14 protein-coding genes and 1 riboswitch are annotated in these 15,177 nt (G+C 71.4%); of the genes, 5 read left to right on the forward strand and 9 right to left on the reverse strand.

Annotated features, from left to right (window positions below; translation table 11 throughout):
• The 4 genes from ACFUJR_RS31495 to ACFUJR_RS31510 form a co-directional block, all read left to right on the forward strand.
• Positions 1-816 (forward strand): STM4014 family protein (locus tag ACFUJR_RS31495; RefSeq protein ID WP_383450971.1); only part of this gene is annotated, 816 nt, incomplete at its 5' end.
• A gap of 20 nt (positions 817-836) precedes the next feature.
• Positions 837-1,658, forward strand: coding sequence for an STM4013/SEN3800 family hydrolase (locus ACFUJR_RS31500; protein ID WP_383172263.1), 822 nt, complete (start codon positions 837-839; stop codon positions 1,656-1,658).
• Positions 1,655-3,013, forward strand: a complete 1,359-nt coding sequence (locus ACFUJR_RS31505) for an STM4012 family radical SAM protein (RefSeq protein ID WP_383172252.1) — start codon at positions 1,655-1,657, stop codon at positions 3,011-3,013. The genes ACFUJR_RS31500 and ACFUJR_RS31505 overlap by 4 nt, the downstream gene beginning before the upstream one ends.
• A 12-nt stretch (positions 3,014-3,025) precedes the next feature.
• Entirely contained in the window at positions 3,026-3,886 is an 861-nt protein-coding gene (locus tag ACFUJR_RS31510; RefSeq protein WP_383172250.1) for an STM4011 family radical SAM protein, read from the forward strand.
• Here ACFUJR_RS31510 and ACFUJR_RS31515 read toward each other — a convergent pair.
• Together ACFUJR_RS31515 and ACFUJR_RS31520 are read right to left on the reverse strand one after the other, a co-directional pair.
• Complete coding sequence (locus tag ACFUJR_RS31515; protein WP_383172249.1) at positions 3,873-4,685, reverse strand: SGNH/GDSL hydrolase family protein; 813 nt, start codon at positions 4,683-4,685, stop codon at positions 3,873-3,875. The two genes, ACFUJR_RS31510 and ACFUJR_RS31515, sit on opposite strands and share 14 nt — an antisense overlap.
• A gap of 157 nt (positions 4,686-4,842) precedes the next feature.
• Complete coding sequence (locus ACFUJR_RS31520) at positions 4,843-5,811, reverse strand: peptidoglycan DD-metalloendopeptidase family protein (protein WP_383172247.1); 969 nt, start codon at positions 5,809-5,811, stop codon at positions 4,843-4,845.
• 4 nt (positions 5,812-5,815) lie between these two features.
• Positions 5,816-6,002, reverse strand: a riboswitch (cyclic di-AMP (ydaO/yuaA leader).
• A 361-nt stretch (positions 6,003-6,363) separates the two neighbouring features.
• Here ACFUJR_RS31520 and ACFUJR_RS31525 point away from each other — a divergent pair.
• Positions 6,364-7,176, forward strand: coding sequence for a tyrosine-protein phosphatase (locus ACFUJR_RS31525; RefSeq protein WP_383172245.1), 813 nt, complete (start codon positions 6,364-6,366; stop codon positions 7,174-7,176).
• Positions 7,177-7,191: 15 nt separating this feature from the next.
• Here the strand turns inward: ACFUJR_RS31525 and ACFUJR_RS31530 are convergent, their stop codons facing one another.
• From ACFUJR_RS31530 to shc, 7 genes are all read right to left on the reverse strand, one after another.
• Positions 7,192-7,347, reverse strand: a complete 156-nt coding sequence (locus tag ACFUJR_RS31530) for a DUF6126 family protein (RefSeq protein WP_383172242.1) — start codon at positions 7,345-7,347, stop codon at positions 7,192-7,194.
• A gap of 20 nt (positions 7,348-7,367) precedes the next feature.
• Positions 7,368-8,015: a helix-turn-helix domain-containing protein gene (locus tag ACFUJR_RS31535; RefSeq protein WP_383172240.1), complete on the reverse strand. Its 648-nt coding sequence runs from the start codon at positions 8,013-8,015 to the stop codon at positions 7,368-7,370.
• Between the two features lie 74 nt (positions 8,016-8,089).
• Complete coding sequence (locus ACFUJR_RS31540) at positions 8,090-9,475, reverse strand: aspartate aminotransferase family protein (protein WP_383172238.1); 1,386 nt, start codon at positions 9,473-9,475, stop codon at positions 8,090-8,092.
• The gene (gene dxs / locus ACFUJR_RS31545; protein ID WP_383172236.1) at positions 9,472-11,355 is read right to left on the reverse strand and encodes a 1-deoxy-D-xylulose-5-phosphate synthase; all 1,884 of its coding nucleotides are present in this window, start codon (positions 11,353-11,355) and stop codon (positions 9,472-9,474) included. The genes ACFUJR_RS31540 and dxs overlap by 4 nt, the downstream gene beginning before the upstream one ends.
• Positions 11,356-11,433: 78 nt before the next feature.
• A complete protein-coding gene (gene hpnH / locus ACFUJR_RS31550) occupies positions 11,434-12,456 on the reverse strand; it encodes an adenosyl-hopene transferase HpnH (protein WP_383172234.1) in 1,023 nt (340 codons plus the stop codon).
• A 7-nt stretch (positions 12,457-12,463) separates the two neighbouring features.
• Positions 12,464-13,123 (reverse strand): 1-hydroxy-2-methyl-2-butenyl 4-diphosphate reductase, encoded by a 660-nt coding sequence (locus tag ACFUJR_RS31555; RefSeq protein WP_383172261.1) that lies wholly within the window; start codon positions 13,121-13,123, stop codon positions 12,464-12,466.
• On the reverse strand, positions 13,123-15,105 hold the full coding sequence (gene shc, locus ACFUJR_RS31560; RefSeq protein ID WP_383172232.1) for a squalene--hopene cyclase: 1,983 nt from the start codon (positions 15,103-15,105) through the stop codon (positions 13,123-13,125). Before shc ends, ACFUJR_RS31555 begins: the two co-directional genes overlap by 1 nt.
• Positions 15,106-15,177: the final 72 nt, after the last annotated feature.

The following is a 15,177-nucleotide window of genomic DNA, read 5'->3' on the forward strand; positions in this document are numbered from 1 at the left end:
GTGCCGGACTCACCGACGTCCGGGACGGCCGCCCCTCCCGTGCGGGGCTGGGCGGACGTCCGCTCCCTGATGGCGGCGGCCGGGCTGCGCCGGGCGTTCGTGAAGCTCGCCCACGGCTCGTCCGCCTCCGGGGTCCTGGCCGTTGAGACCAACGGCGCCGGCCGGGTCCAGGCCACCACCTCCGTGGAACGCGGCCCCGAGGGCCACCTCTTCAACTCCCTCCGGGTGCGCCGCTACACGACGGAGCGCGAGGTGGCCGCGATCGTCGACGCGCTCGCACCCGACGGGCTGCACATCGAGCGCTGGCTGCCGAAGGCGGCGCAGGGAGGCCGGGTGGCCGATCTTCGGGTGGTGGTGATCGACGGGCGCGCCACGCACGCGGTCGTTCGGACCAGCCGCTCCCCGATGACCAACCTTCATCTCGGCGGCACCCGGGGCGATCTGGGCGCCGTGCGCGCGGCGGTCTCGGCCGCGGGCGGCCGGTGGCCGGACGCGCTCGGGGTGTGCGAGGCCGCCGCCGACGCGTTCCCCGGTATGCGGTGTGTCGGCGTCGATCTGCTGCCGGCCGTCGGCTGGCGGCGCTTCGCCGTCGGCGAGGTCAACGCCTTCGGCGATCTCCTCCCCGGACTCGCCGGCCTGCCGGGCAGCGGCGCGGAGGGCCTGGACACCTACGCCGCCCAGGTCGCCGCGCTCCTCCGCGGAAGGCCCGCCCGAACGTCGTCCCGAACGCCCCCCGGCACAGACGACACCACCCGCACCACACGCCCGACAAGCATCACCCGCACCACAGGCACCACAGGATCGAGCGCCACGTGAACCAGCAGCACGCACCCGACATGAACGAGATCGTGGGCAGCCACGATCTCCTCCTGGTCACGCTCGACACCCTCCGGTACGACGTGGCCGCCGAGCTGGCGGCCGCCGGCCGCATCCCCAACCTGGCCCGGCACCTCCCCGGCGGACGCTGGGAGCGACGGCATGCCCCCGGCAGCTTCACGTACGCCTCCCACCAGGCGATCTTCGCGGGCTTCCTGCCGACCCCGGCCTCCCAGGGCCCGCACCCCCGCCTCTTCGCGGCGCGGTTCGCGGGCAGTGAGAGCACCGCCGAGGGCACGTTCGTCCACGACACTCCGGACCTGGTCACCGGCCTGGCCGAGGAGGGCTACCGCACGGTGTGCGTCGGCGGCGTCGGCTTCTTCAACGGGCGGGGCCCGCTCGGCTCCGTGCTGCCCGGCCTCTTCCAGGAGAGCCACTGGGAGCCCGGCTTCGGGGTCACCTCCCCGACCTCCTTCGCGTCCCAGGTGACCAGAGCCGAGGAGGTCGTCGCCGGGCTCCTGCCCGAGCAGCGCCTCTTCCTCTTCGTCAACGTCTCCGCGCTGCACCAGCCCAACTGGTTCCATCTCCCCGGCGCGACACGGGAGTCCGGGGACACCCGCGCCTCGCACGCGGCTGCGCTGGAGTACGTCGACCGGCACATCGGCCGGCTCCTCACGGCCATGAGCAGCCGCCGCCCCTGCTTCGCGATCGTCTGCTCGGACCACGGCACCGCGTACGGGGAGGACGGCTTCTCCGGCCACCGGCTCGGCCACGAGGTCGTCTGGACCGTGCCGTACGCCCACTTCGTCGTGGACGGCCCGGAGCCGGAGGAGGTGGCATGACCGCGGCGACCGAGACCTCCGGGGCATTCGAAGCCCCGCGCCCGTACGAGAGTTACGTCTACGCCTACCCGCACAAGACGGCGTACCGGCCACTCCCCGACCCCGCGCCCTCGCTCGCCGCGCTCTGGCGGGACGAGCCCAAGGACGCGCTCTCCCTCTACGCCCACATCCCCTTCTGCGAGGTCCGCTGCGGCTTCTGCAACCTCTTCACCCGGATCGGCGCCCCGGACGAGCTGACGACCCGCTATCTCGACGCTCTCGACCGCCAGGCGACCGCCGTCCGCGAGGCGCTCGGCGACAGCGAGCCGGTCCGGTTCGCCACGGCCGCCTTCGGCGGCGGCACACCGACGTTCCTCACCGCCGACGAGCTGGAGCGGCTCTGCGACATCGCCGAGAAGCGGATGGGGGCCGACCTGCGCGCCGTCCCCCTCTCCGTCGAGACCTCCCCGTCGACGGCGACCTCCGACCGGCTCGCCGTCCTGGCCGAGAGGGGAGCCACCCGGATCAGCATCGGTGTACAGAGCTTCGTGGAGGCCGAGGCGCGCGCCGCCGTGCGGCCCCAGCGCCGCGCCGATGTCGAGGCCTCGCTCGCCCGCATCCGGGACACCGCCGTCCCCGTCCTCAACATCGATCTGATCTATGGCATCGACGGCCAGACCGTGGCGTCCTGGACCCGCTCCCTCGACGCGGCGCTGGCCTGGGCGCCCGAGGAGCTCTACCTCTATCCCCTCTATGTGCGTCCCCTCACCGGCCTCGGCCGGCTCTCGCCGAACGCCGACCAGGAGTGGGACGAGCAGCGGCTGCGGCTCTACCGCCACGGCCGGGACCATCTGCTCGCCCGGGGCTACGCACAGGTGTCGATGCGGATGTTCCGGCGCACCGACGCCCCGCCGCAGGGTGCCGACGACTACGCCTGCCAGACGGACGGGATGATCGGTCTGGGCTGCGGGGCCCGTTCGTACACCTCCTCGTTGCACCACTCCTTCGACTACGCGGTCGACATGAGGGAGATCCGCTCGATCGTGGACGCCTACACCGGGACGGAGGACTTCACACGGGCGCGGGTGGGCCGGTGGGTCGACGCGGACGAGGCGCGCCGCCGCCATCTGCTCCAGTCGCTCCTCCAGGCCCGGGGCATGGCCACGGCCGGCTACGAGGAGCGGTTCGGCACCTCGCCGTTCGCCGACTTCCCCGCCGAGCTGCGCCGGTTCGGGGCGCTCGGCTGGCTGGACGCGGCGGCCCCCGCCGGTCTGCTGCGGCTCTCTCCCGAGGGGCTCGCCCACTCGGACGCGCTCGGACCGGCGCTGTTCTCCCCTGCCGTGCGGGCGGCGATGGCCGCCTACGAGCCGAGGTAGGAGGCTATCGCCATGGACCTGACAATCCTCTACCGGGGGCCGCTCTCCTCCTGCGACTACGACTGTCCCTACTGCCCCTTCGCCAAACGGCGCGACAGCCGCGAGCAGCTCCGCGCCGACCGGGTGGCCCTGGAGCGGTTCTCGGCCTGGGCCGCCGCGCAGACCGGCGACCGGCTGAGGATCCTCTTCACCCCGTGGGGCGAGGGGCTGGTCCGGTCCTGGTACCGGCGGACGCTCGTCGAGCTGTCGCACCTCCCGCACATCGAGCGGGTGGCGATCCAGACCAATCTGAGCTGCCGTACCGAATGGCTGGCGGAGGCCGACCCCGGCACGCTCGCTCTCTGGTGCACGTACCACCCCGGTCAGACACCGTACGACCGCTTCCTCGCCAAGTGCCGCGAGCTGACCGCCCGGGGTACGCGTTTCAGCGTCGGGATCGTCGGTCTGCCCGAGCACCGGGAGCACGCCCGGCGGCTGCGGGACGATCTCCCGCCCGAGGTCTATCTCTGGGTGAACGCGGCCGAGGGGCACGCCTACACCGACGAGGAGGCCGGGGCCTGGACGGCCCTCGACCCCCTCTTCCCGTACAGCCGCCGGCCGCACCCCTCAGCCGGTCTCCCCTGCCGGACCGGTGAGTCGGTGATCTCGGTGGACGGTGACGGGACGGTACGCCGCTGCCACTTCGTCAAGGCCGAGCTGGGCAATCTGTACGACGGCTCGTACCGCGCCGCCCTGCGCCCGCGCGCCTGCCCGCTCTCCGTCTGCGACTGCCACATCGGCTACGTCCATCTGGAGACGCTGCCGTTGTACGACGTGTTCGCCGGCGGTGTCCTGGAGCGGATACCGGCCCCCGCCGTACTCAGAGGGGCATGAGGTCTCCGAGCGGCATGAGGTCCGGGCGCTTGGCCGCCACGTGGTCGCCCGAGCTCTCGCCCCGCAGCCGCCGGCCGATCCACGGCACGAGGTACTCCCTGGCCCAGTTGATGTCGTCGCGGCGCACCTCGAGCGTGCCGCGCGGCGGGAGCGGCGGCCAGGACTGGTCCGGGTCGGCCGGTACGTCCATGCCGAGGACCTGGGCGGCGCGCAGTGCGACGCGGGTGTGGCCCTCCGGCGACAGGTGCAGCCGGTCTTCGTCCCAGGCCCGCCTGTCCTGCACCGACCTGAGCGACCAGAGGTCGAGGACCGGGCAGTCGTAGCGGTCGGCGATGGACCGGACGTGGGCCGTGTACGTGGCGATCTTGCCCCGCAGATGCTTCAGGACGGGGACGTCGCGGGTGTCGAAGCCGGTCGTCACCATCACGGTGCCGACGGCGGACGTCAGGTCGGCGACGGCGCGCTCGAAGCGCTCGGCGACGTCGTCGGGGTCGGTACCGGGGCGGATGATGTCGTTTCCGCCCGCGCAGAAGGTCACCAGGTCGGGGGCGAGTTCCCTCGCCCTGGGGACCTGCTCCTCCACGATCTGGTCCAGGAGTCGGCCGCGTACGGCCAGGTTGGCGTAACGGAATGCGTCGTGCTCCGGCAGTCGGTCGGCGAGGAGCACCGCGAAGCGGTCCGCCCAGCCGACGTACTTCCCGTCGGGCCCGGGGTCTCCCACGCCCTCGGTGAAGCTGTCACCGATCGCCGCGTACGACCCGAATACGTGCGTGTCTCTTGCTCTCGAATCGTCTGCCACGGGACCACATCTTTCCCTTATGGGTGTGACCTACGCGACCGTAAGGAGGGGTTGACGCCGGGTGAGATACGCCACCGGTCAAGATTCCACCAAGCCGGAATACACGTGGGGGCCCGGCACTGGGAAGTTCCGGGCCCCCACGGATACTGACGATACGTCAGATGCTGACGCCGTGCGAGCGCAGGTAAGCCAGGGGGTCGATGTCCGAGCCGTAGCTCGGGGCGGTGCGGATCTCGAAGTGCAGGTGCGGACCGGTGGAGTTGCCGGTCGAGCCGGAGAGACCGATCTCCTGGCCGCCGGCGACGGTCTGGCCGGCGGAGACACCCAGCGAGGAGAGGTGGGCGTACTGCGAGAACGTGCCGTCGGCGTGCTGGATGACGACCTCGTTGCCGTACGAGCCGCTGTAGCCCGCGGAGTGGACGGTGCCCGCGCCGACGGCCTTGACCGAGGTGCCGGAGGCGGCGATGAAGTCGACACCGGTGTGGTAGCCGGAGGACCACATGGCGCCGGAGGCGCGGTACGGGGTGGAGACGCCGCCGCCGACGGGGGCGACCCAGCCGGAGGAGGGGGCCTGCGCGGGGGCGGACGCCGCGGCGGCGGTGCCGGCCGTGTCACGCTCGGCGGAGCGGGAGGCGCGCGTGTCGGAGGCGGACTTCTCCACCTTGGGAGCTGCCTTGGGAGCGGCCTTGGGAGCTGCCTTGGGGGCTGCCTTCGGAGCGGCCTTGGGGGCCGCCTTGCCGGTCGACTTGGCGCCGAGGGTGAGCTTCATGCCGGGAAGGATCAGCGACGGGTTCTCGCCGACGACCTGGCGGTTGTCCGCGTAGAGCTTCTTCCAGCCACCCGCGAGGTGGTGCTCGGCGGCGATCTTCGACAGGTAGTCGCCAGGGACGACGGAGTACGTCTTCGGCTTGGCGGTCTTCTCGGCGGCCGGAGCCTTGGCGGGGGTCGCGGCGACGGAGGCGACGGCCTGGTGGGACGTCACGGACGGGGCGGCCTTGTCGGCGGCGTGGGCTCCGGTCGCACCTAGCAGGGGCAGGGCGACGACGGCGCCACCCGTACCGGCGGCGACGAGTCCACGCGTGAGCGGGCTGGCCTTGGGACGGCGGTGCTTACCCTTTGCGGGCATGGCGAATTCCTCTCCGTCGCCTGCGAGGTGAGCTGTCGGGTTCGAACTGGAGATGTCCGGCCGCGTTTCACGCGGCTTCACCCCGAGCCGTCCGGAACGACCGGAACGGCGTACTACCTGGGTCCCCCGCTCCTGCCGTACGTGGGTGGGTGCGGATTCCGGGCGGTGGCAGGATTCGGCGGGTCCGACCGGATTGAGCGTGACGCTAGACGAGCGGGTCGAGGCGAACAAGCCGCCTCTTTTCGTTCGCAATCACGGGCGGGATATTCGCGCCGAATTCCGGTCACCCTCCGTGGAGGGCGGAACCTCGATTTCCTTTTCCGGTACGGGGATTGCGTAAGACGATCAGGCACGGTCCGTCACTTCTATGACGCTGCTCACGCAGCGAATCCCATCTCCCCTGCAACCAGGGCGCGTTATACCTAAGGGCCCAATTCGGACAGAACACCCATTCCCATACCCCGGGGCTAGGCGGAGGCTCGACCACCCGGGATGATTGGCACAGGGATCGATCAGCAGTCGATCCCGATCCGCCAACCTTCAGGAGCACTCGTGACGCAGCAGCTGCCGCAGGTCCCGTCGACCGAACCCGAGCTCACCGGGGTGCGCAACTTCAGGGACGTGGGCGGACTGCCGACCGTGGACGGCGGCTCGGTGCGATTCGGCCGCCTTTTCCGCAGTGGCCACCTTGCGCACGCCACCGAGGAGGACGCGGCGTTCCTCTCCACCCTCGGGCTGCACACGATCTTCGACTTCCGCAATGCGGCCGACCGCAGGATCGAGGGCCCGGACGTCGAACTGCCCGGCGTGCGGAACGTGAACATACCGCTCAACGACCCGGCCGACGGCAAGGAGTTCTGGAAGCTGGTCAGGACCGGCGAGCTGGAGCAGCTCCGCGGCATCCTCGGCGACGGCAAGGCGGCAGCACGAATGTCCGATTCGTACCGGAAGATGATCGTCGAGCGGACGGCGGAGCACAGCGGCATCCTGCACGCGCTGGCCGAGGACAGCGTCCCGGCGCTGATGCACTGCGCGGCCGGCAAGGACCGCGCCGGCCTGTCCATCGCCATCTCCCTGCTCGCCGTGGGCGTGGAGCACGAGGCGATCGAGGTCGACTACGTGAAGTCGAACGACCCGCACCGCCGCTACAAGGTGCAGCGCAGCTCCACCTCCGCGGACGCCATGTCGCCCGAGGTGATGGAGCTGCTCAGCCCGCTCTTCGACGCGCGGGTCGAGTATCTGCGGGCCGCGTTCGAGACGATGACGCAGACCTGGGGGACGGTCGAGGGCTACCTCACGCACGGTCTGAAGCTCGCCCCGGAGACGCGGGCGCGGCTGCGTGAGCGGCTCGTCGTCGAGGTGTGACCCGCCCCCCGGCCGCTACTGGTTCTGCCCTCCCAGCATGAAGAGCAGATAGAGGAAGCCGGCGAAGAGGTGTCCGGCCACCAGATAGGCGAAGAGCCGGAGCGCCAGCCCCTTGGGGAACTTGCCGGCCTCGCGCTCCTCGCCGGTGACCGGCGCGGACTTCTCGGACATATCGGCCCCTTTCGAAGGGCTCAGCGCAGATGCGGGGCTCCGTCGCCGAGGCACAGCTCGGCGGCGGGGCTCTGCATGAGCGTGTGGACGAAGAGCAGCTCGGCCCCGCCGCGGCCGACGGCGCCGATGCGGTGCGGGGTGAGCGAGCCGAAGTGGGCGCTGTCCCCGGGATCCAGGACGTGCACGGCGTCGCCGAGCGCGAGACGCACCTGCCCGTCGAGGACGTGGAGCCACTCCTCGCCGGGGTGGACGCGCACGATGTCGGCCTTGGTGGCGTACGGGACGTGGACGCGGAGCGCCTGCAGGGCGCGACCCGGCCCGCCGGCCTGGCGGTAGGTCCACCCGTCGGCCTCGACGGGCTCGGACCGCCCCGCCCGGACGATCGGATCACGCTCGGCCGGAACCTCGCCCAGGAGCTCGGAGATCGTCGTACCGTAGATGCGGGCGAGTGCCAGCAGCATCGGGAGCGAGGGCTGCCGATGGCCCGTTTCGAGCCGGGAGAGATGGGCCGGGGAGAGCCCGGCCCTCTGGGCGGCGACCTCCAGGGTCAGACCGCGGCGTCTGCGCAGGGCTCGGAGCTGTGGCGCGACGTGCGGTGCGTCCGGCAGGGCGTCGGGCGCGTCCGGTGCGGCGGGGTCCGCGGACTGCTCCGCGTGGAGGTGTGCCATGCCTCCATTCCGCCAGGAACTTTCCTCTGAGGCAAGTTTCTTGCCTCAGAGGCAAAAGCCTGTGCCACCCGGCGTCAGCGTTGCGCGACCGCCTGCTTGACCAGCGTCTTTCCGAAGTCCCACATCAGCCCGCCGCTTCCGTGCGCGTCGTCCATCACGGCCGTGAACGCGGTCACGAAGCGGTCCACGTCCGCCTCGTCGATGATCAGCGGCGGAATGAGCTTGATCACCTCCAGACGGTCCCCCGACACCTGGGTGAGGATCCGGTGGCGCTGGAGCAGCGGCACGACGACCATCTGGGCGAAGAGACCCTTCCGAGCGGCCTGCAGCATCGTCCACCGGCTGCGCAGGCCCAGCGAGGAGGGCCGCCCGAACTCGATCCCGATCATCAGGCCCCGCCCGCGGATCTCGTGCAGCAGCTCGTAGCGGGGCACGAGCTCCTTCAGGCGTCCGGAGAGCAGCTCGCCGATCCGGCGCGCGTGCGCCACCGTCCCCTCGTTCTCCATGACCGAGAGCACGGCGAGCCCGGCGGCCATGGCCTGCGCGTTCGACCCGAAGCTGGCGGAGTGGACGAGGACGCGGTCCATGGACGAGTAGACCTTCTTGAAGATCCAGTCCCTGCCGAGCGTCGCGCCGACCGGCACGTACCCGCCGGAGAGCGCCTTGGCGACGCAGAGCAGATCCGGTTCGACCCCGTCCTCGTGCTGGTACGCGTAGAAGTCCCCGGTCCTGCCGAGTCCGGTCTGCACCTCGTCGGCGATCAGCACGGCCCCGTGCCGGTGCAGCAGCTCCTGCGCGGCGCGCAGGAAGCCGGGCGGGGCCTCGTGCACCCCCTTGCCCTGGATGGGCTCGACGACGAACCCGGCGACGTCGCCCTTGCGCAGCTCGCGCTCCAGGGCGTCCAGGTCGCCCAGCCCGATCGCGGTGTCGGGCAGCAGCGGGGCGAACCCGTCCCGGAAGCCGCTCTCGCCGTTGACCGAGAGGGACCCGGTGGTCAGGCCGTGGAAGGCGTGGGAGCAGTAGACGATCCTGGGCTTCCCGGTGGCGTACCGGGCGAACTTCAGCGCGGTCTCCACGGCCTCCGTACCGCTGTTGCCGAAGAAGACCCGGTCGAGGTGCGGGCTGTGGGCGAGCAGCTTCTCGGCGAGCAGCCCGGGCAGCGGCTGGCAGTCGAAGCGGGTGAGGTCGGCGAGCGAGGCGTCCAGGACGTCGTGGAGTGCCTTGCGGACGACGGGATGGTGCCGGCCCAGGCCCATGACGCCGAAGCCCGCCAGCATGTCGAGGTGGTCGCCGCCCTCGGCGTCCCAGAAGTGGGCGCCCTCGGCCCGGACGTAGACCTTGTCGAAGCCGATGGTGTGCAGCATGCGCGGGAGCTGGTGGTTGAGGTACCGGGTGTGCAGCTCGTAGCGCTCCGCCCCGCGTTCGGCGAGCAGTGCCGAGAGGTCGAACTCCTTGCTCATCGCCCCTTCTTCCGGGTCAGTGCGGCGCTGATCCGTCCGGCGATCTCCACCGGGGTCAGGCCGAGGTCGGCGAGCACCTCGCCGCGCTTGGCGTGTCCGAGGAACTGCTCGGGGATCCCGAAGGTCCGCAGCGGGACGTCGACGCCGGCGTCACGCAGGGCCTGGCCGACGGCGGCCCCGACGCCGCCGGTGCGGATGCCGTCCTCCACGACGGCGACCAGCCGGTGCCGCTCGGCGAGCGGGGCGAGCGCCTCGTCGACCGGTTTGACCCAGCGCGGGTCGACGACGGTGCATCGGATGCCGCGTCCGGCGAGCAGATCGGCGGCCTGGAGGCAGGCGTCGGCCATGACGCCGACGGAGACGAGGAGCACGTCCGCGTCCGGCCGCGCCGGCTCCAGGAGGACGTCCGTCCCGCCGATCCGCCGCACGGCCGGGACCGGCTCCCCCACCGTCTCCTTGGGGAAGCGCAGCACGGTCGGGGCGTCGTCGACGTCGACGGCCTCGCGCAGCTGGGCGCGCAGTTCCTCGGCGTCGCGCGGGGCGGCGATCCGGAGGCCCGGCACGACCTGGAGGACGGAGAGGTCCCACATGCCGTTGTGCGAGGCGCCGTCGGTTCCGGTGACGCCGGCCCGGTCCAGGACGAAGGTGACCCCGCACCGGTGCAGTGCGACGTCCATGAGCAGCTGGTCCAAGGCGCGGTTGAGGAAGGTCGCGTACACCGCCACGACGGGGTGGAGTCCACCGGCGGCCAGGCCCGCGGCCGAGACGACGGCGTGCTGCTCGGCGATGCCGACGTCCCAGACCCGGTCGGGGAACCGCTCGGCGAACTTCGTCAGGCCGACGGGGTACAGCATGGCCGCGGTGATCGCGACGACGTCCGGGCGCTCTTCCCCGATCTCGGCGATGGCCTCGCCGAATACGGAGGTCCAGGAGGGCCCGGCGGAGGGGGCGAGCGGTGCGCAGGTCAGCGGGTCCATGGCACCGACGGCATGGAAGCGGTCCGCCTCGTCCTCCAGGGCGGGCCGGTAGCCACGCCCCTTCTCGGTGAGGCAGTGCACGAGGACGGGCCCGTTGAAACGCTGGGCGTGTCGCAGCGCGGACTCGACCGCCGCGATGTCGTGGCCGTCGACGGGACCGACGTACTTGAGGCCCAGGTCCTCGAAGAGCCCCTGGGGCGCGAACGTGTCCTTGAACCCCTTCTTGGCGCCGTGCAGCGACTCGTAGAGCGGCTGCCCGATCACGGGGGTGTGCTGGAGGACGTCCTTGCCCCAGGCGAGGACGCGCTCGTAACCGTCGGTGGTACGCAGGGCGGCCAGGTGCTGGGCGAGGCCGCCGATCGTCGGGGCGTAGGAGCGCTCGTTGTCGTTGACGACGATGATCAGGGGCCGGTCCCGGGCTGCGGCGATGTTGTTCAGCGCCTCCCAGGCCATGCCGCCGGTCAGGGCGCCGTCGCCGATGACCGCGACGACGTGGTCGAGGCGGCCGGACACCTCGTTGGCCTTGGCCAGTCCGTCGGCCCAGCCGAGGACGGTCGAGGCGTGCGAGTTCTCGATGACGTCGTGCTCCGACTCCTCGCGCGAGGGGTAGCCGGAGAGCCCGCCCTTGCTGCGCAGTTTGGAGAAGTCCTGGCGGCCGGTGAGCAGTTTGTGGACGTAGGTCTGGTGCCCGGTGTCCCAGAGGATGCGGTCGTCGGGCGAGTCGAAGACCCGGTGCAGCGCGACGGTCAGCTCCACCACCCCGAGGTTGGGCCCCAGATGGCCACCCGTCCTGGCGACGGCGCGGATCAGGAACTGCCTGATCTCCGCGGCCAGTTCGTCGAGCTCCGTGCCGCTCAGCGGCCGGAGGTCGCGCGGCCCCCGGATGTTCTCCAGAATCGTCATGCTCGGCCCCCTTTCGTCTTTCGGCCGTGTGGGAGGGCCGCGCCCGGCGGTGTCGCGGGCCCTCCCGTACCCGTCACGTCATCCGCGGTTCCCGGAGACGGTCTCGCGGGCCGCCCTCAGGGACTCCTTCAGCGAGCCCATGGTGGCGAGGACGGCGGTCGGCTCGTAGCCGCAGTGGGCCATGCAGTTGGCGCAGCGCGGGTCCTTGCCCCGGCCGTACTTGTCCCAGTCCGTCTCCTCGATCAGCTCCCGGTAGGTGGGGACGTAGCCGTCGCTCATCAGGTAGCAGGGGCGCTGCCAGCCGAAGAGCGAGTAGTTCGGGATCGCCCACGCCGTGCAAGGGAAGTCGGCCTTGCCCTCGAGGAAGTCCAGGAAGAGCGGGGAGTGGTTGAGCCGCCACCGGCCCCGGTTGCCGCCGGCGAAGGCCTTCCTGAAGAGCTCCCGGGTCTGCTCGACACCGAGGAAGTGCTCCTGGTCCGGGGCTTTCTCGTAGGCGTAGGCGGGCGAGATCATCATCTCGTCGACCTGGAGGTCGTCGTTGAGGTAGTTGAGGACCTCGATGATGGTCTGCGGGGTGTCGGTGTTGAAGAAGGTCGAGTTGGTGGTGACACGGAAGCCGCGTCGCTTGGCCTCCTTGATCGCCGCCACCGCCTCGTCGAACACGCCCTCCTTGGCGACGGACTCGTCGTGCCGCTCGCGCAGCCCGTCGATGTGCACGGCGAAGGCGAAGTAACGGGAGGGGGTGAAGTCCTCCAGCTTCTTGCGCAAAAGCATCGCGTTGGTGCAGAGGAAGACGTACTTCTTCTTCGCCACCAACTGGCGCACGATCTCGTCGATCTGCGGATGCATCAGGGGCTCGCCACCCGCGATGGAGACCATCGGAGCCCCGGACTCCAGGACGGCGCCGACGGCCTGGGCGACCGGCATCCGCTGCTTGAGCACACCGGCCGGGTGCTGGATCTTTCCGCAGCCCTCGCACTTGAGGTTGCAGGCGAACAGCGGCTCCAGCTCGACGATGAGCGGGAACTTGTCCCGCTTGCGGAGCTTCTGTTCGAAGAGATAGGTCCCGACCCGGATGGACTGACGGAGCGGCATGGCCATAACTCGCTCACCTCCTGGGGAGCAGCAAAGAACGGTGCCATTCGAAGAATGCGGGAAGGACGGCACGAAGAACACGGAAAGCCGATATTCCACCGCGCACCGTGCCGATCCGGACCAGTTCATGTTCCGGAGCGTCCACGACCACCCGTACGGCCGCAACCGGGCGGGGGCCGGCGGCCAGGGCCGTACGAAGCGTGGCGGCGGACTCCATGTCCACCGCGATCGCCCCGGTGGCGCGCAGCTCGGCCCGCTCGTGACCGCGCACGACATGGTCGGAGCCGGCCAGCGGGCCGGTGTGGACGGTCCGCCCGGGGAGCGCCCGGGTCAGGGCCTTCACCAGGAGCTCGGTCCCGGTACAGGGCGTCACGCCGTCCGGTCCGCCGCGGGTCTCGTCGGCGACGATCAGGTCCCCGGGGTGCATCCCGGGAGCGAGCCCGGCGCAGAAGCCCGCGGCGACGACGACGGCGTCCCGCCAGGGCTCCCGGCCAAGGACGTGGGCGACGCTCCTGCGGGCGTGAGCCGGACCCATACCCGTACGCACGACGGCGAACGCCCCGGGAGCGCCGGCGCGCTCGCCGCTGCGCAGAGCGAGCTGCTCGATGCCGAGCGCGCAGGCGATCAGCAGCGGCGCCGAGGAACCGGCCGGGCGCCCCGGCTCTTCGCCCATCATCCCTCCCTGGGAACGGCCGGTTCGCCGTTCACGTAACGGCCGAGCGCCGTGAGGGGGAACACCTGCCGGTAGAGGTGGTAGTTGATGGAGAAGTCCCAGGGGAAGCCGGTCCCGGTGAAGTACGGCTCGTCCCACGAGCCGTCGGGACGCTGCGTCCCGGTGAGCCAGGCGATGCCCCGCTCGACGGCCTTGGAGTCACGCCGGCCGGCCGCGAGCAGGGCGAGCAGCGCCCAGGCGGTCTGCGAGGCGGTCGAGGCGCCGTGCCCGATCCAGGCCCGGTCCGAGTACGAGCGCAGGTCCTCGCCCCAGCCGCCGTCCTCGTTCTGTACGGACTCCAGCCAGGTGACGGCCCGGCGGATCGCGGGGTGGGAGTGAGGCAGTCCGGCCGCGGTCAGCGCGGGGACCACCGAGCCCGTCCCGTACACGTAGTTGACGCCCCACCGTCCGAACCAGGCTCCGTTCGGCTCCTGTTCGGCGAGGAGCCACTCGACCCCCCGGCGGGCACGGGGGTGGTGGGCCTTGCCCTCGTGGGCGAGCATCTCCACGACATGGGCGGTGACGTCGACCGAGGGCGGGTCGACGACCTCGCCGAAGTCGCAGAACGGCAGCCGGTTGGGGAAGGGGCTGGTGTTGTCCGCGTCGAAGGCGGCCCAGGCGCCGTTCTTCGACTGCATGCCGAGGGTCCAGCGGGTGCCGCGGGCGATGGCCGACTCGACCCGGCCGGGGTCGGGGTGGCGGACGCGGCGCAGGGCGAGGATGACCTCGGCGGTGTCGTCGATGTCCGGGTAGTTGTCGTTGTGGAACTCGAACGCCCAGCCTCCCGGGGGCAGTCCGGGCCTGCGGACGGTCCAGTCACCGGGCCGGACGATCTCCTCGCCGAGCATCCAGTCGGCCGCGCGGACCAGGGCCGGATGGTCGGCGGGGACGCCCCCGTCGGCGAGGGCGATGGTGGCCAGACAGGTGTCCCAGACGGGCGACTGACAGGCCTCGATCATGCGCGAACCGTCCTCGCGCCAGACGGCGAAGCGGTCGAGGGACTCCAGCCCGGCCCGCATGACCGGGTGGTTCAGGTCGTAGCCGAGGAGGTGCAGGGCGATGACCGAGTAGACGGCGGGGGGCTGGATCCCGCCCCAGCAGCCGTCGTTCTCCTGGCGCTCGACGATCCAGCGGGCGGCCACGTTCATGGCGGCCTTGCGCAGCCGGCGCGGTGCGACCTTGTGGTAGAGGTGCAGCGCCTTGTCGAGCCGCTGGAAGACGCCGTCCCAACTCGCCATCGACGCGGAGGGCTTCACCGGGTTCGGGCGGGCCGGATCGGTGTGCAGTTCGTCCAGCGGGAAGGGCGCGGGGCGCACCGGCCGCTTGGCGGAGACCACGGTGAGCGGCACGATGGTCTGGCGGGCCCAGCAGCCGAAGTCGTAGATGTTGAGCGGGAACCACTTCGGCAGGAAGATCAGCTCGGGCGGCAGCTCGGGCAGGTCGTCCCACTTCCACCAGCCGAAGAGGGCGAGCCAGATCCGGGTGAAGACCCGGGCGGCGGCGATCCCGCCCCGTTCGCGGATCCAGGCGGCGGCGCGGGCCATGTGGGCGGCCTCGGGCAGGTCGCCGGCGAGGCGCAGCGCCACGTAGGCCTCGATGGTGGCGGAGAGCTCGCCGGGTCCGCCGTAGAAGGTGGCCCAGGCGCCGTCCTCGCGCTGCTCTCCGCGGATGAACAGTGCGGCGGCCCGGGTGGTCTCCGCGTCCAGGATGCCGAGGAACTGGCGCAGCAGGAGGTCTTCGGCGTCCATGGTGACGTTGGTCTCCAGGTCGCCCTTCCACCATCCTTCGGCGTCCTGGAGGCCGAGCAGATGGTCGATGGAGCGTTCCGCGGCCCGTTTCGCGGCCTCGTCGAGGCCGGTCGCCGGCGCGGTGGCGGTGGTGTCGCTGGCCGCGGCTGCCCGGGGGCCCACGGCCCCGGCGCTTCCGTCGGTCGTCGCTGTCATGGCTTCCCCTTCGTGCAGTCGAATGCTTCTGCTTCTTCGGGTCTGCCGTCGGCCGATGCCCGGTGGCACCGG

The sequence above is a fragment of the Streptomyces sp. NPDC057271 genome, assembly GCF_042668715.1.
Classification (GTDB): Bacteria; Actinomycetota; Actinomycetes; order Streptomycetales; family Streptomycetaceae; genus Streptomyces.

Excerpts from the sequence above, each read along its gene's own strand:
- ACFUJR_RS31505 (WP_383172252.1), top strand. The coding sequence starts at position 1,655 with ATGACCGCGGCGACCGAGACCTCCGGGGCATTCGAAGCCCCGCGCCCG.
- hpnH (WP_383172234.1), bottom strand. The coding sequence starts at position 12,456 with ATGGCCATGCCGCTCCGTCAGTCCATCCGGGTCGGGACCTATCTCTTC.
- ACFUJR_RS31530 (WP_383172242.1), bottom strand. The coding sequence starts at position 7,347 with ATGTCCGAGAAGTCCGCGCCGGTCACCGGCGAGGAGCGCGAGGCCGGC.
- ACFUJR_RS31540 (WP_383172238.1), bottom strand. The coding sequence starts at position 9,475 with ATGAGCAAGGAGTTCGACCTCTCGGCACTGCTCGCCGAACGCGGGGCG.
- ACFUJR_RS31510 (WP_383172250.1), top strand. The coding sequence starts at position 3,026 with ATGGACCTGACAATCCTCTACCGGGGGCCGCTCTCCTCCTGCGACTAC.
- ACFUJR_RS31555 (WP_383172261.1), bottom strand. The coding sequence starts at position 13,123 with ATGGGCGAAGAGCCGGGGCGCCCGGCCGGTTCCTCGGCGCCGCTGCTG.
- shc (WP_383172232.1), bottom strand. The coding sequence starts at position 15,105 with ATGACAGCGACGACCGACGGAAGCGCCGGGGCCGTGGGCCCCCGGGCA.
- ACFUJR_RS31520 (WP_383172247.1), bottom strand. The coding sequence starts at position 5,811 with ATGCCCGCAAAGGGTAAGCACCGCCGTCCCAAGGCCAGCCCGCTCACG.
- ACFUJR_RS31500 (WP_383172263.1), top strand. The coding sequence starts at position 837 with ATGAACGAGATCGTGGGCAGCCACGATCTCCTCCTGGTCACGCTCGAC.
- dxs (WP_383172236.1), bottom strand. The coding sequence starts at position 11,355 with ATGACGATTCTGGAGAACATCCGGGGGCCGCGCGACCTCCGGCCGCTG.
- ACFUJR_RS31535 (WP_383172240.1), bottom strand. The coding sequence starts at position 8,015 with ATGGCACACCTCCACGCGGAGCAGTCCGCGGACCCCGCCGCACCGGAC.